Origin of the sequence: Sandarakinorhabdus sp. (assembly GCF_041689835.1) — a bacterium.
Taxonomy (GTDB): domain Bacteria; phylum Pseudomonadota; class Alphaproteobacteria; order Sphingomonadales; family Sphingomonadaceae; genus Sandarakinorhabdus.
This window is the reverse complement of sequence record NZ_JBDNFM010000187.1, coordinates 1-14495: the sequence shown is the minus strand read 5'-3', so window position 1 is coordinate 14495 and position 14495 is coordinate 1. Positions and strand designations below refer to the sequence as shown.

Genomic DNA, 14495 nt, shown 5'->3' with positions numbered 1-14495 from the left:
TGCGCATCTGTCACGAGCATGATGGCGATGTGGTGCGCACCCTGTTGAAAAAGGCCCACGCGGCGCTGCCGCCGGGCGGGCGCCTCGTGCTGGCCGAACCGATGGCCGGCACGGCGGGAGCCGAAGTGATGGGTGATGCTTATTTCGGCCTGTATTTGTGGGCGATGGGTTCGGGGCGGCCTCGCACCGTGGCGGCCTATCTGGCGCTGTTGGCCGAAGCCGGCTTTGGAAATGCCCGCGAAGTGAGCACGGCGCTGCCGATGGTGACCCGTCTGATTGTCGCGCAACGGTAGGCAGTTGCGCGGCGCGGCGCAGTTAGGACGCTTCGTCAAGTCTAAACAGGACGAAGCCAGTCCAATTTATTTTTGCGTCTGGCCCGAAGTGCGCTTTACAGTCGCGCTTCGCTTTGGATAGATAGGGCTGAATTCGGGCAAGTCAGCAGGGCAGGTCTGGCCGGATCCCTTGGGGGATTGATTGGATGGAGACACTGGCCGTTGTTGTGGAGGAGCCAGGGCGCGTTGCCTTGCGCCGCCTCGCACTCACGCCGCCGCAGGCCGATGACGTAGTGGTGTCGATCGACTGGTCAGGCATTTCTATGGGCACGGAAAAGCTGATGTACAACGGCTCCATGCCGATGTTTCCCGGCATGGGCTATCCATTGGTTCCCGGGTATGAAGCCGTTGGCACGGTGGTGGACGCTGGCGCCAATGCGGCCGGGATGATCGGCAAGCTGGTGTTCGTGCCGGGTTCGTCCAAATTCGAGGGCGCACGCGGGCTGTTCGGCGGCCAAGCGAAAACGCTCATCACCGGCGCGGCGCGGGTGATATTGTTGCCCGACGGCCTTCAAGAAAAAGCCGTGCTGATGAGCTTGGCTGCCACTGCCCAGCATGCGGTGGCGGGCGGCGAGATGCCGGATCTGATTATCGGCCACGGCGTGCTTGGCCGGCTGCTCGCGCGGCTGGCGGTGGCTGCCGGCGCAGCGCCGACCGTATGGGAAATCAACGATGCTCGCATGGCGGGCCCAGAAGGTACCGAAGCACCAGCCTATCGGGTGGTGCGGCCCGAGACCGACGAGCGGCGGGATTACCGTTCGATCTACGACGCCAGCGGTGACCACCGCGTTCTCGATACCGCCGTCATGCACATGGCGCGCGGCGGCGAGATCGTGCTGGCCGGCTTTTACAGCGAACCGCTGTCGTTCAACTTCGCGCCCGCGTTCCGGCGTGAGCTTCGTATCCGCATCGCCACAGAGTTCCAGCCTGACGACCTCGCGAGTTCGCTCGCGCTGGTGGGCAGCGGTAGGCTGTCACTCGCGGGCCTTGTGACACACATGGTGCCGGCAACAGAGGCCGCGACCGCTTATGGTCGCGCATTCTCGGACCCCGATTGTCTCAAGATGGTCTTCGATTGGAGAAATATCGCATGAGTATCAATTCACTTCTCGATCAGGTGGCCGCACTTCGTGAAGAGGCTGAGCTTGAACCTGATCCCGTTCACACCGGTGAGATCACCAAGGAAACCCAGATCATCGCCATTTATGGCAAGGGCGGTTCCGGCAAGAGCTTTGCGCTCGCCAACCTGTCGTACATGATGGCGCAGCAGGGCAAGCGCGTGCTGCTTATTGGTTGCGATCCCAAGAGCGACACCACCAGCCTGCTGTTTGGCGGCAAGGCGACCCCGACCATTATCGAAACTTCGTCCAAGAAAAAGCTTTCGGGTGAGGAATTGACCATCGAGGACGTGTGCTTCCAGCGCGATGGCGTGTTCGCCATGGAACTGGGCGGGCCGGAGGTTGGCCGCGGCTGCGGCGGCCGGGGCATCATCCATGGCTTTGAAACCCTCGAAAAACTGGGCTTCCACGATTGGGGCTTCGATTATGTGCTGCTTGATTTCCTTGGCGACGTGGTGTGCGGCGGCTTTGGCCTGCCGATTGCCCGCGACATGTGCCAGAAGGTGATCGTGGTCGCGTCGAACGATTTGCAATCACTGTATGTCGCCAACAATGTCTGCAAGGCGGTGGAGTATTTCCGCAAGATGGGCGGCAATGTTGGCGTCGCTGGCATCCTGATCAACAAGGATGACGGTAGCGGCGAAGCGCAGGCCTTTGCCAAGGCAGTGGGCATCCCGGTGCTGGTCAGCATCCCGGCCCACGACGATATCCGCAAGAAATCCGCCAATTATCAGATCATCGGCACCAGCGAGAGCCAGTGGGGCCCGCTGTTCGCCGAACTGGCCGAAGCGGTGGAAACCGCGCCGCCGGTGCGGCCGAATCCGCTCGATCAGGATGGTCTGCTTGGCTTGTTCAAGCCGGAAGACACCGGCGGCAACTTCACGCTGAAGCCGGCGACGCAGGCCGATCTGCGCGGTGGCACCTACGAAACCAAGCCGACCCTGGAAGTGGTGTACGACAATGTCTGAGGAATTGTCGGCTGCTCCGGCAGAAGGCGCCGGCTGCCATGCCGGGGCTGATACCATGCGCGACGCGGCGGCCAAGGCCGGCAAATCGGAAGTGCTTGAGCGTTATGCGGCCGATTATCCCAAAGGCCCGCACGATCAACCGCAATCCATGTGCCCGGCGTTCGGCTCCTTGCGGGTCGGCTTGCGCATGCGCCGCACCGCCACCATCCTGTCCGGTTCGGCCTGCTGCGTTTATGGGCTTACCTTCACGTCGCACTTTTATGGGGCGCGGCGTTCGGTGGGCTATGTACCGTTCAATTCGGAAAGCCTCGTCACCGGCAAATTGTTCGAGGATATCCGCGACGCGGTGCATGAAATGGCCGATCCGGAAAAATACGACACGATCGTGGTGACCAATTTGTGCGTGCCCACGGCGTCTGGCGTGCCGCTGCAGCTGCTGCCCGATTCAATCAACGGCGTGCGCATCATCGGTATCGACGTGCCTGGTTTTGGTGTGCCAACCCACGCCGAAGCCAAGGACGTGCTGGCCGGCGCGATGCTGAAATATGCCCGCGCGGAAATCATGGCCGGGCCGGTGGCAGCGCCCGCCGTGATGCACGACAAACCGACCGTGACGCTGCTTGGCGAAATGTTCCCGGCTGATCCGGTGGGCATTTCGATGATGCTGCAACCGATGGGCCTCGCCGCTGGCCCGGTGGTGCCCACCCGCGAATGGCGTGAGCTGTATGCGGCGCTGGCTTCGCCCGTGGTCGCCGCCATCCACCCGTTTTACACTGCGGCCGTGCGCGAATTCGAAGCGGCGGGCCGCACCATCGTCGGTTCGGCGCCGGTAGGCCGCGATGGCACCGCCGCCTGGCTTGCCGCCATCGGCAATGCCTTCGGGCTTTCGGCCGACAAGGTGGCTGCGGCGCAGAACAAGTTCCTGCCGGCGATTACCGACGCCCTCGCGGCCAAGCCGATCAAGGGCCGCATCACGGTTTCAGGCTATGAAGGCTCCGAACTGCTGGTGGCGCGCCTGCTGATCGAATCGGGCGCGGATGTGCCCTATGTTGGCACTGCCTGCCCGCGCACCAAATGGTCTGATCCCGATCGCGAATGGCTGGAAGCCAAGGGGGTGCGCATCCAGTACCGTGCCAGCCTGGAACAGGACATCGCGGCGGTGGAGGAATATCGCCCCGATCTGGCCATCGGCACCACCCCGGTGGTGCAGTACGCCAAAACGCGTGCCATTCCCGGCCTGTATTTTACCAACCTCATCTCGGCGCGGCCGCTGATGGGGCCGGCGGGCGCGGGCAGCCTGGCGCAGGTGATCAATGCTGCGCTGGGCAACAAGGGCCGCTTCAACATGATGAAGGACTTTTTCGCTGGCGTTGGCGAAGGCCATGCCGCCGGCATCTGGGAGGATGTTCCCGTGGACCGGCCGGAGTTCAAAAAGAAGTTCGCAGGCAAGATGATCGCCGCCGCCAAGGCGAGCGAAGCGATAGGTAACTGAGATGCTCGTCCTCGATCATGACGTTGTCGATTTTGGCATAATCTTGTCCGCAGTTGGGGTTACGGTCTGATGCTCGTCCTCGATCATGACAGGGCCGGCGGCTATTGGGGCGCCGTTTACAGCTTTACCTCGGTAAAAGGTTTGCAGGTTGTCATCGATGGCCCGGTGGGTTGCGAAAACCTGCCGGTGACTTCGGTGCTGCACTACACCGATGGCCTGCCGCCGCACGAACTGCCCATTGTCGTTACCGGCCTGAGCGAGGATGAACTCGCCAAGACGGGCACCGAAGGCGCCATGAAGCGTGCGTGGGCCACGCTCGATCCGGCGCTGCCCAGCGTGGTGGTCACCGGCTCCATAGCCGAAATGATCGGCGGCGGCGTGACACCAGAAGGCACCAGCATCGTCCGGTTCCTGCCGCGCACCATTGATGAGGATCAGTGGCAGGCCGCCGACCGCGCACTGACATGGCTGTGGAAAGAATTCGGGCCAAAGAAGATGCCTGCAGTCAAGCTGCGCAAAGAGGGCGAAAAGCCGCTCGTCAATATCATCGGGCCGCAATACGGCACGTTCAACATGCCATCCGATGTGGCAGAAATCCGCCGGCTGATCGAAGGCATGGGCTGCGAAGTAAACCTGGTGTTCCCGCTGGGCACCCACTTGGCCGATATCCGCCGGTTGGCCGATGCATCGGTGAATGTGTGCATGTACCGCGAATGGGGCCGCAACCTGTGCGAAACCCTGGAACGCCCTTATCTGCAGGCACCGATCGGCTTGGCAAGCACCACGGCCTTCCTGCGCAAGCTGGGTGAGCTGACCGGGGTTGACCCGGAGCCTTTCATCGAGAAGGAAAAGCACACGACGCTCAAGCCGCTGTGGGATTTATGGCGTTCGGTGACACAGGATTTCTTTGCCACCGCAAGCTTTGGCATCGTGGCAACAGAAACCTATGCCCGCGGCATGAAGGTCTTTCTGGAAGACGACATGGGTATGCCCTGCGTGTTTTCCTTTCAGCGCAACGCCGGTGTGAAGCCCGACAATCAAGCAGTCAAACAAGCAATTGCCTCGACGAGCCCGCTGATCGTGTTCGGCAGCTACAACGAGCGTTTGTACATGGCGGAAACCGGCAGCCGCTCGATCTACATCAACGCCAGCTTTCCGGGCGCTGCCATTCGGCGCCACACCGGAACGCCCTTCATGGGTTATTCCGGCTGCACCTGGATCATGCAGGAAGTGTGCAACGCGCTGTTTGATGCGCTGTTCTTCATTCTGCCGCTGTCCACGATGATGGACAAAGTCGAAGCCACCCCGTCACGCCTGCTCGAAGCGGTAACCTGGAGCGACGATGCCCGCACCGAGCTCGATCGCCTGGTCGACAAGGAACCGGTGCTGGTGCGCATCTCCGCAGCCAAGCGCCTGCGTGACGCGGCAGAGCGTTCGGCCCGCGACGCAGGCGAAAAAATCATCACTATGGAGCGATTGCAAGCGGCGGCACGGCTGTACGAAGCTCAAGCCGCATAAATCGCAGCATGCCCCTCTATTTACATAATAATACGCTTGCCTTTAATGTCGGGACCGGAATAGACTGTCGCTGAGACAATCTGACACAGTCTCAATCTCTTTGCGGTGGAATCATCCTACGCCGCAAAGCCGCCGGTCGGGCGAGGCCATATCGGTCGCGTGCGGCGGAACCATCGGAGGAAAAGGCATGAGTGACAACAAGATTGGTCCAGGAACCTACCTGACCGACGCTGAAGCGAGGGAGTTCCACAAGGGCTTCGTCGTCTCGATGGCGTTCTTCGTAATCGTGGCCGTGATTGCCCACTGGCTCGTTTGGGTGTGGCGTCCCTGGTTCGGATCCAAGCGTCCGTATGCGGCCGTGGAAATCCACCAGATCCAGCAAGCTGACGCCGCCAGCGTCGCTGCGCCCCGGGCTTAAGGAGCGACGACAATGTGGAAGATCTGGCAGACTTTCAACCCGCAGCGCATTCTAACCGCTTTGGCGGTCTTCCTGTTTACGCTGGCAATCCTGATCCACTTCATCCTGCTCAGCACCGACCGCTACAATTGGTTGGATGGCGCCGAGCCGAAGGCAAGTGCGGCCATCACTGAAACCAATCAGGCCGCCTGACGCAAGTCGGGCCGTCCGGGCTGTCCGGGGCAAGCGCGCGATGGGCGGGTTGGTTAAGCCGCCCGCCCATCCGCACCCACCACTTGGCCCGTTCCGCCGGTAAATGACGGCTTGCGGCAATTTGGGAAAGGCGCGCCATGGCTGTGCTGAGTTTTGAACGAAAATATCGAGTTCGCGGGGGTACGCTGATTGGCGGCGATCTCTTCGACTTTTGGGTTGGTCCCTTTTACGTCGGCTTCTTCGGGGTCACGACGGCTTTCTTCGCTGCCTTGGGCACGGCATTGATCATCTATGGTGCTGCCATCGGCGACACCTGGAATCCGTGGCTTATCAATATCGCGCCCCCGGATATCAGCTATGGCCTGAAAATGGCGCCACTCAGGGAAGGCGGGCTCTGGCAGATTGTCACGATCTGCGCGGTCGGCGCTTTTTGCAGCTGGGCGCTGCGCGAAGTTGAAATCTGCCGCAAGCTCGGCATGGGCTATCATGTGCCAGCCGCATTCGGCATGGCCATTTTCGCGTATGTCACGCTGGTTGTGTTGCGCCCCTTGCTCATGGGAGCCTGGGGCTACGGCTTCCCCTACGGTATCTTCCCTCACCTCGATTGGGTGTCGAACACCGGCTACCAGTACCTGCATTTCCATTACAATCCGGCGCACATGCTGGCGGTGAGTTTCTTCTTTACCACCACCCTCGCGCTCGGCATGCATGGTGCGCTGGTGCTTTCGGCGGTCAACCCGGCCAAGGGTGAAACGGTGAAGTCACCGGAATATGAAGATACGTTCTTCCGCGATCTGATCGGTTATTCGGTCGGTACGCTGGGCATCCACCGCGTGGGCCTGCTGCTGGCGATGAATGCCGGCTTCTGGAGCGCGGTGTGCATCATCATCTCGGGTCCCTTCTGGTCGCGCGGCTGGCCAGAATGGTGGACCTGGTGGCTCAACCTGCCGATCTGGCGTTGAGGACGGACAAGCACCATGGCTTATCAGAACATTTTCACACAGGTTCAGCTCCGAGGCGAGCTCGAACCCGGCGTTCCACTGGGACCGAATAACGATCCCCGCTTTGGCCCGTTTGGCACGTCGTGGTTGATGGGCAAGCTGGGCGGCGCCCAGTTCGGCCCAGTCTACCTTGGCAAGCTCGGTTTGGCCTCGCTGCTCACCGGCTTCATTGCCATCGAGATCATGGGCCTCAACATGCTGGCCTCGGTCAACTGGGATCCGATCCAGTTCGTCAGGCAGTTTTTTTGGCTCGCGCTTGAACCGCCGCCCGCCAAATATGGCTTTACCGTCGGCGTGCCGCTCAACGAAGGCGGCTGGTGGATTGCGTCGGGGTTCTTCCTGACCATATCGATCCTGCTGTGGTGGGGCCGCACTTATGTTCGCGCCAGGGAACTGGGGATGGGTACGCACGTCGCCTGGGCCTTTGCCTCGGCGATCTGGCTCTATCTGGTGCTTGGCTTCATCCGCCCGATGATGATGGGCAGCTGGGCCGAAGCAGTGCCGTTCGGCATCTTCCCGCACCTCGATTGGACTGCGGCCTTCTCGATCCGGTACGGTAATCTGTTTTACAATCCGTTCCACGCGCTCAGCATCGCCTTCCTGTATGGATCGGTGCTGCTGTTTGCCATGCACGGCGCCACCATCCTGGCTGTTGGCCGCTATGGCGGAGAACGTGAAATCGAACAGATCACCGACCGCGGCACTGCGTCAGAGCGCGCTGCGCTGTTCTGGCGCTGGACGATGGGGTGGAATGCCACCATGGAATCCATTCATCGATGGGCTTGGTGGTTTGCTGTGCTGACGACGCTAACCGGCGGCATTGGCATTCTGCTCACCGGCACGGTTGTCGACAATTGGTTCCTTTGGGCGGTTGATCACGGTTTTGCCCGTGAATACCCTGCCACTGGCGTCGTCGATCCCGCAACTCTCTCGGGAGCACCGCAATGAACGCCCCCCTGATGACCTCTGTGCGAAAACTTGTTGCGATCGCCCTACCGGCGCTGCTGCTCGCAGGGTGCGAATTCGGCGTGAAGGAGCAGGAGCAGGTTGGCTTCCGTGGCACGGGCCTTGTCCAGATCAGTGACCCGGACAGCAAGGCCAAGGTTGGTGATATTCCAGCGCCGCCGTATGAACTGACGGCTGAAATGCTGGCAGGTGATCGGGCGAAGACAGCCTATGAAAACGTGCCCGTCCTTGGCAACGTTTCGGTGGATGAATTCAACTATCTCATGCAGGCGATGACAACATGGGTCTCGCCAGACGGTTCCAACATCAAGGATGCCGGCTGCACCTACTGCCATAATCCGGAGAACATGGCCTCGGATGAGAAATACACCAAAGTCGTGGCCCGCAAGATGTTGCTTATGACGCAGAACATCAACGCCAACTGGAAGCCGCATTTCGGCAACCAGGAAAACGCTGGTGTCACGTGCTGGACTTGCCATCGCGGCAACCCGGTACCGGTCAACAACTGGTCCGCTGCGATTCCGAGCACCGGCAAGCTTGCGGGAAACAAGCGCGGCGGCAACACCCCGGCACAATCAGTGAGCTATGCGTCGCTGCCGTATGACCCATTCTCGGATTACATCGCCGGCAATCAGAAAATCCGCGTTGGAGGCAAGGAGTTTCCGACTGCTGCGAGCAACGCCTCGCTTCAGTCGACCGAGAAGACCTATGGCCTTATGATGCATATGAGCACGGGCCTCGGCGTCAACTGCGCCTTCTGCCACAACTCGAACAACTTCGCGAAGTGGGAAGACAGCCGGCCGCAGCGTGTGAATGCTTGGTACGGCATCCGCATGGTGCGCGACGTCAACAACAACTACATCACCGCATTGGGTGATGTGTGGCCGGTCAATGGCAAGGGCGTCTATGGCAATCGCCGCGGTCCGCATGGCGATCCTCTCAAGGTAAACTGCGCGACCTGCCACCAGGGCGTCAGCAAGCCTTTGGGCGGGTACAAGATGCTCAAGGACTACCCGGCGCTGAAGGGCGCTGCCGAGGTTGCCGCGGCACCCGTGGTGGCGGCCACCCCGGCGCCGGCAGAAACCGCTGCGATAGCGCAAGGGCGCATGGGGGCTGAAAAGCCCGCCGCATAATCTGATACGCAGCAGGCATGGGCAGGCCCCGGCGTCCTCTGATGCCGGGGCCTGTTTTTTTGTCTGGCTGTCGCACTCAATAGTCCCAGCTTTGCCGTTTGCCCTTGCGTGGTAGCGTGCTGCAAGCTTGCCCCTGCGCAGGGGCCGCGTGATTGGGGAGAAGATGATGGCCGACCGCCTGGATGTCGTGATCGTCGGTGCCGGTTTTTCCGGCATGTACACGCTGCTGAAATGCAGGGAACAGGGCCTGAAAGTGCAGGTAATCGAAGCGGGCAGCGGCGTTGGCGGCACCTGGTACTGGAACCGCTACCCCGGCGCCCGTGTCGATATCCAGAGCCTAGAATACAGTTTCGGCTTTGATGAAAAGCTGGAGCAGGATTGGCGCTGGACCGAACGCTATGCGCCGCAAGCCGAACTCCTTTCATATGCCAATCACGTCGCCGACCGTTTTGACCTGAAAAAGGATATATGCTTCCAGACCAAGGTAACGGCCGCTCACTGGGATGCCGCGGTCGATGGCTGGAACGTCACTTTGGACAGCGGTGCCGTCATTCCAGCGCGTTTCGTCGTGATGGCCACCGGCTGCCTGTCGGTGCCAACCGATGTCACCTTTCCTGGCATCGAAGACTACAAGGGCACAATCCATCGCACCTCGCGCTGGCCGCATGAAGGTGTGGATTTCAGCGGACAGCGAGTTGGCATCATCGGCACTGGCTCATCGGCAATTCAGTCGATCCCCATCATCGCGCAAAACGCCGCTCATCTCACCGTGTTTCAGCGCACGCCCAATTATTCGATGCCGGCGCACAATGGCCCGATCCCAGACTCCGATTTTCAGGAATGGCTGGCTGATCCGCGCGCCTATCGCGCTCGGTCGCGCGCCACGGTCGGCGGCTTCTGGAACGAAGCACGTGACGAGGCCATCGCCATCCACACCGCGCCAGACGAGATTGCAGATGAACTGGAGCGTCGTTGGGGCTGGGGCGGCTTTCGCCTGCTCAGCGGCTTTGCCGATCAAGCCATTGATCCGCAAGCCAACAAGATTGTCGCCGATTTCGTGGCTGCCAAGATCCGTGAACAGGTGAAGGATCCCAAGGTCGCCGAGCTTCTCACCCCCAAGGATCACCCGTTTGGCACCAAGCGGCCGTGCGTCGATACCGGTTATTACGCGACCTATAATCGTGACAATGTCGAATTGATTGATCTGCGCGCCAATCCGCTGGAGGCGTTCACCGCCACCGGCATCAAGACTACGCAGCGCAGGTTCGATTTCGATGCCGTCGTGCTTGCCACCGGTTTCGACGCCATGACCGGCGCTATCGAGCGGGTCGATATCCGCGGGGTGGGCGGCGAAACCATCAACGAGCATTGGGCCGCCGGCCCGGAAACCTATCTTGGCCTGATGGTCGCCGGCTTCCCCAATCTGTTCCTGATCACCGGCCCGGGCAGCCCAAGTGTGCTCACCAACATGATCCACAGCATCGAACAGCATGTGGAATATGTGGCCAGCATCATCGCCTCGCTGAACGCCAGCCAGGCCGGGCGCATCGAAGCCAGCATTGAGGCCGAACAGGCATGGACCGACCACTGTGATCAGACTGCGGCGATGACCCTGCTGCCCCAGTCCAACAGCTGGTACATGGGCGCCAACGTGCCGGGCAAGCCGCGCCGATTCATGGCCTATGCTGGCGGTCTGCACACTTACACCGATATCTGCAACGCAGTGCGCGGCAAGGGCTGGCAGGGCTTTGTCATCGCACGCGGCGATCAGGTGCTCAGCGAAAGCCGGGTGTTCGACAGCTTGCCGCCGCCGCCCGAAAACATGGCGCCGCATCTGATGGAAATGGCGATGGGCCGGGTAATGAACTGGATGCAGGAGCACGGCCGGGCCTGATCGCCGGCCGCAGGGGCGCGCCTTCAGGCTCCCGCCGTCCCGGCGCTGGCCCACAACCGGGCGATCACGCCAGACAACGCGGGGTGGTTGCCGCCATGAAAAGCGCTGCCAACCGGCAGTTCCGCCATCAGCCGGCGATGCGCGGCCGGCAGCGCGTGATACGGCAGGCCGGGCAGCAAGTGGTGCAGCGCGTGATAGCGCAGGCCCACCGGCGCCCACAGTTCGGGCAGCAGGGCCGGAAGCGGCACGTTCACGCTGTCAAGATACTGGCCGGTGATGGTCATCACCTGGCCGTCATTTTCCCACAGATGCGCGGCGAGTGTGCGGACTTGGTTGATCACCATACTGGCCGACAACACGGCAAGCCAGATGCCGAACGCGCGAAGCGGGATGACCCCGGTGGCGACGGCGACCAGCACGGCGATGACAAGCGTTGACGTCGCCGCCTCCATCACATTCCAGCGTGTCATCGCTGGGCCATCGGGTGGATCGCGGCGGAAATCAGGGTTGATCGACAGCGCCGAAAGCCGCGCCCGCACGAAATCACGCACCGGCGGCACCAGCGACAGCGGCGCCAGCAGCGCCCAGCGGATGATCAGGCCGATCGGCCCGAGCGCGGCCACGGCCACGAATAGCGGCAGGCTGATCTTGGGCTTGAGCGCCAGCGCCATGTACTCGGGATCGCGCGCCGTACCGTACCGGTTTTTGGCGTGGTGCAGCGTGTGCACACCTTCATACATGAAGCTGGGGATCATGAGCGGGATGCCGGCCACGATGTTCCAGCCCAGCCGGTAACCCGGCACTGAATCGTCCTTCATGTGGGTGATTTCGTGAATGAAACTACCCAGCCGGTACAGCGCCAGCACGGCGACCACTGCCAGCGCAGCAGTGGCGGCCAAGGGCAGATCCGGTACCAGAATCAACGCCGCCAACGCGCCCCAGCCCAACGCAGCCGAAGCCAGCGTGTCGGCCCAATACACCGCGGGCTTGTACGCGGCCAGCTCCCGGCCAATTGCAGCGGCCAGCTTGATCATGGCCATATCTTCGCCAGCCATCCCGCCGGCCTTGGCAGGCGGCGGGGCGGCTTCGGCGGCACGCAGGGCGGGAGCAAGCATGTTCATGACATCAGCCTATGGCAGAAGATTGCGACCGGTTAAGGGCAGAAACCCGGCAGCGCCAGTCCGGGAAATGCCGCAGGTGGCTGGCACCGGTGTTGCGGTTTCGCTAGCCTCACCACGAAATCGGAAGGGGAAGAACATGGCCAGGGCTGGATTTGTGATCGCTGGCGCAGGCGCGCTGCTGCCAGTGCGGCGCTGGCAAAAGCTCCGGCTTTGCCTGCGGCGCTCGAACAGGCGGTGACGGAAAGCCACGAAGCATTGCGCAAGATCCTGAACGGCGATCCATCCGGTTACGCCCTGTTGTTTGCCGATCGCGGCGATATTATCTTGGGCAACCCGTTCGGGCCGTTCGGCAAGGGGCCGGCCGAGGTTCGCAGCCGCCTGGCCACTGCGGCCACCAAATATCGCGATGGCTCGGTGCGCAGCGTCGAGCCAGTCGCAGTCTACGGCAGCGGCCACACCTTCGTTTTGGTCGAGATCGAGAATTGCCGGGCCAAGCTGGGCAACAGCCCCGATTCTGCCGACTTTTCAGCCCGCGTGACGAGCGTCTACCAGCGAACTGGCCGGCGGTGGCCGCTTGCTCACCGCCATGCCGACCCGATCACCACGCCGCACCGCGCGGAATCGATGTTGCCATCGCTGCGCCCGTGATTGCCAACCGCCTCAAATCGTCCGACTGACCACTTCCTTCATGATTTCGCTGGTGCCGCCGTAAATCCGCTGTACGCGAGCATCGCGCCACAGGCGGGCGATGGGATATTCGTTCATGTAGCCGGCGCCGCCGTGCAGTTGCAGTGCTTCATCGCACACGCGGCCCTGCAATTCGGTGTGCCACAGCTTGGCGGCGCTGGCCTCGGCGGCCGTAAGTTTGCCTTCGATCAGGCGTTGCAGCCCCCAATCGACATGCGCCCAGCCGACTTGCAATTCGGTCTTCAGCCCGGCGAGCACGAACTTGGTGTTCTGGAAATCCCAAACCGTCTTGCCGAAGGCCTTGCGATCCTTAACGAACTTCACGGCCTCATCAAAGGCGCGCTGCGCGCCGGCCTGGGCGGAAATGGCGATCGACAGACGCTCCTGCGGCAGCTGGCTCATCAGGTAGATAAAGCCCTTGTTCTCCTCGCCCAGGCAGTTGGTCATTGGCACGCGCACATCGTTGAAGAACAATTCCGACGTGTCTGCCGAGTTCTGGCCGATCTTGTCGAGGTTGCGGCCGCGCGCAAAACCGTCGCGATCGGCTTCGACCAGGATGAGGCTGGTGCCCTTGGCGCCCTTGTCCGGATCGGTCTTGGCTACAACGATGATCAGATCGGCGTGCTGGCCATTGGTGATGTAGGTTTTGGAGCCATTGATCACATAATGATTGCCGTCCTTGCGGGCGGTGGTCTTGATCCCCTGCAAGTCGCTACCAGCGCCCGGTTCGGTCATGGCGATGGCTGTAATCACCTCGCCGCTGATCATCCTGGGCAGATATTTCTGCTTCTGTTCTTCGCTGCCATAAGCGATCAGATAATCGGCAATGATATCGGATTGCAGGGTGATGCCGGCCGATGATCCTGCGTAGGCCAGTTCCTCATCGATGATGGCGTTGTAGCGGAAATCCAGGCCGAGGCCGCCATATCCTTCTGGCACGCCAGGGCACAGCATGCCGGCGTCGCCGCAAGCGCGCCAGAAATCGCGCGATACCAGTCCCTCTTCCTCGAAGCGGTCGAGATTGGGGATCAGCTCCTTGGCGAAAACCCTGCGCACGGTGTCGCGAAATGCGGTTTCGTCAGGGCCATAGACGCGGCGATCGGCAGCTTCGAGCATCGGGGATCCTTATTGCATAGTATCTTTTTCAAGCACCCTTATGTGGCGACAGTGCCGGGTGCGTCACCTGTCTTGCAAGAGAGGGCGGCACGGTGCCACAGTGGCGGCATGAAACATGCCCTGTTGCTGATCGGCCTGCTGGCCGCCGCGCCCGCCACGCCAGCCCTTGCGCTGGATGATCAGATGCTGAAACGCGCCGAAGCCGTGTTGAAACGGCAGCCGATCATCGATGGCCACAATGATTGGCCGGGCGCGCTGCGCGGCAGTTTCGGCGAAGGCTGGTGGAGCCAGGATTTGAAGGCGGATTCGCGCGGCTTCAAGCGGCCGCTGATGACCGATATCACCCGCCTGCACACCGGCCGCGTGGGCGCGCAGTTCTGGAGCGTTTATGTCCCCGCCGCGCTGGTTGGCCCGGCGGCGGTGAAGGCCACCATCGAACAGATCGATATCGTGCGCGGCATCGTGGCGAAATATCCGGCTGATTTAGAACTGGCCAGCACGGCGGCCGACATTCGCCGCATCCAGAAAACCGGCAAGGT

The 14495-nt window shown here is 61.6% G+C and carries 15 protein-coding genes; 13 read left to right on the top strand and 2 right to left on the bottom strand.

The window, feature by feature from the left end; translation table 11 throughout:
- The 11 genes from ACESL8_RS09920 to ACESL8_RS09870 form a co-directional block, all read left to right on the top strand.
- The coding region (locus tag ACESL8_RS09920; RefSeq protein WP_372918339.1) for a methyltransferase at window positions 1–293 on the top strand (293 nt) is incomplete at its 5' end.
- Between the two features lie 185 nt (window positions 294–478).
- Entirely contained in the window at window positions 479–1426 is a 948-nt protein-coding gene (bchC, locus tag ACESL8_RS09915; RefSeq protein ID WP_372918337.1) for a chlorophyll synthesis pathway protein BchC, read from the top strand.
- Entirely contained in the window at window positions 1423–2418 is a 996-nt protein-coding gene (locus ACESL8_RS09910) for a chlorophyllide a reductase iron protein subunit X (RefSeq protein ID WP_372918335.1), read from the top strand. Before bchC ends, ACESL8_RS09910 begins: the two co-directional genes overlap by 4 nt.
- On the top strand, window positions 2411–3910 hold the full coding sequence (bchY, locus tag ACESL8_RS09905) for a chlorophyllide a reductase subunit Y (RefSeq protein ID WP_372918333.1): 1500 nt from the start codon (window positions 2411–2413) through the stop codon (window positions 3908–3910). Before ACESL8_RS09910 ends, bchY begins: the two co-directional genes overlap by 8 nt.
- A 66-nt stretch (window positions 3911–3976) precedes the next feature.
- Complete coding sequence (gene bchZ / locus ACESL8_RS09900; protein ID WP_372918341.1) at window positions 3977–5428, top strand: chlorophyllide a reductase subunit Z; 1452 nt, start codon at window positions 3977–3979, stop codon at window positions 5426–5428.
- Window positions 5429–5615: 187 nt separating this feature from the next.
- Complete coding sequence (gene pufB, locus ACESL8_RS09895) at window positions 5616–5846, top strand: light-harvesting antenna LH1, beta subunit (protein WP_372918331.1); 231 nt, start codon at window positions 5616–5618, stop codon at window positions 5844–5846.
- A 12-nt stretch (window positions 5847–5858) separates the two neighbouring features.
- On the top strand, window positions 5859–6038 hold the full coding sequence (gene pufA, locus ACESL8_RS09890; protein ID WP_372918329.1) for a light-harvesting antenna LH1, alpha subunit: 180 nt from the start codon (window positions 5859–5861) through the stop codon (window positions 6036–6038).
- Window positions 6039–6175: 137 nt separating this feature from the next.
- On the top strand, window positions 6176–7000 hold the full coding sequence (gene pufL, locus ACESL8_RS09885; protein WP_372918327.1) for a photosynthetic reaction center subunit L: 825 nt from the start codon (window positions 6176–6178) through the stop codon (window positions 6998–7000).
- A gap of 15 nt (window positions 7001–7015) precedes the next feature.
- Entirely contained in the window at window positions 7016–7987 is a 972-nt protein-coding gene (pufM, locus tag ACESL8_RS09880; RefSeq protein WP_372918325.1) for a photosynthetic reaction center subunit M, read from the top strand.
- On the top strand, window positions 7984–9138 hold the full coding sequence (pufC, locus tag ACESL8_RS09875) for a photosynthetic reaction center cytochrome PufC (protein ID WP_372918323.1): 1155 nt from the start codon (window positions 7984–7986) through the stop codon (window positions 9136–9138). Before pufM ends, pufC begins: the two co-directional genes overlap by 4 nt.
- Window positions 9139–9301: 163 nt before the next feature.
- The gene (locus tag ACESL8_RS09870) at window positions 9302–11032 is read left to right on the top strand and encodes a flavin-containing monooxygenase (RefSeq protein WP_372918321.1); all 1731 of its coding nucleotides are present in this window, start codon (window positions 9302–9304) and stop codon (window positions 11030–11032) included.
- 23 nt (window positions 11033–11055) lie between these two features.
- Here ACESL8_RS09870 and ACESL8_RS09865 read toward each other — a convergent pair whose 3' ends face one another.
- Window positions 11056–12153, bottom strand: a complete 1098-nt coding sequence (locus ACESL8_RS09865; RefSeq protein WP_372918319.1) for a fatty acid desaturase — start codon at window positions 12151–12153, stop codon at window positions 11056–11058.
- Between the two features lie 210 nt (window positions 12154–12363).
- Here ACESL8_RS09865 and ACESL8_RS09860 point away from each other — a divergent pair, with 210 nt between their 5' ends.
- The gene (locus ACESL8_RS09860; RefSeq protein WP_372918317.1) at window positions 12364–12801 is read left to right on the top strand and encodes a nuclear transport factor 2 family protein; all 438 of its coding nucleotides are present in this window, start codon (window positions 12364–12366) and stop codon (window positions 12799–12801) included.
- A 12-nt stretch (window positions 12802–12813) separates the two neighbouring features.
- Here the strand turns inward: ACESL8_RS09860 and ACESL8_RS09855 are convergent, their stop codons facing one another.
- The gene (locus ACESL8_RS09855) at window positions 12814–13956 is read right to left on the bottom strand and encodes an acyl-CoA dehydrogenase family protein (RefSeq protein WP_372918315.1); all 1143 of its coding nucleotides are present in this window, start codon (window positions 13954–13956) and stop codon (window positions 12814–12816) included.
- A gap of 108 nt (window positions 13957–14064) precedes the next feature.
- Between ACESL8_RS09855 and ACESL8_RS09850 the strand changes: the two genes are divergently transcribed.
- On the top strand, window positions 14065–14495 hold a 431-nt coding region (locus ACESL8_RS09850), incomplete at its 3' end, for a membrane dipeptidase (protein ID WP_372918313.1).

Bases quoted from the DNA above. Each gene is read 5' to 3' on its own strand.
- bchC (WP_372918337.1), top strand. From the start codon at position 479: ATGGAGACACTGGCCGTTGTTGTGGAGGAGCCAGGGCGCGTTGCCTTG.
- ACESL8_RS09910 (WP_372918335.1), top strand. From the start codon at position 1,423: ATGAGTATCAATTCACTTCTCGATCAGGTGGCCGCACTTCGTGAAGAG.
- bchY (WP_372918333.1), top strand. From the start codon at position 2,411: ATGTCTGAGGAATTGTCGGCTGCTCCGGCAGAAGGCGCCGGCTGCCAT.
- pufB (WP_372918331.1), top strand. From the start codon at position 5,616: ATGAGTGACAACAAGATTGGTCCAGGAACCTACCTGACCGACGCTGAA.
- pufA (WP_372918329.1), top strand. From the start codon at position 5,859: ATGTGGAAGATCTGGCAGACTTTCAACCCGCAGCGCATTCTAACCGCT.
- pufL (WP_372918327.1), top strand. From the start codon at position 6,176: ATGGCTGTGCTGAGTTTTGAACGAAAATATCGAGTTCGCGGGGGTACG.
- pufM (WP_372918325.1), top strand. From the start codon at position 7,016: ATGGCTTATCAGAACATTTTCACACAGGTTCAGCTCCGAGGCGAGCTC.
- pufC (WP_372918323.1), top strand. From the start codon at position 7,984: ATGAACGCCCCCCTGATGACCTCTGTGCGAAAACTTGTTGCGATCGCC.
- ACESL8_RS09870 (WP_372918321.1), top strand. From the start codon at position 9,302: ATGATGGCCGACCGCCTGGATGTCGTGATCGTCGGTGCCGGTTTTTCC.
- ACESL8_RS09865 (WP_372918319.1), bottom strand. From the start codon at position 12,153: ATGAACATGCTTGCTCCCGCCCTGCGTGCCGCCGAAGCCGCCCCGCCG.
- ACESL8_RS09855 (WP_372918315.1), bottom strand. From the start codon at position 13,956: ATGCTCGAAGCTGCCGATCGCCGCGTCTATGGCCCTGACGAAACCGCA.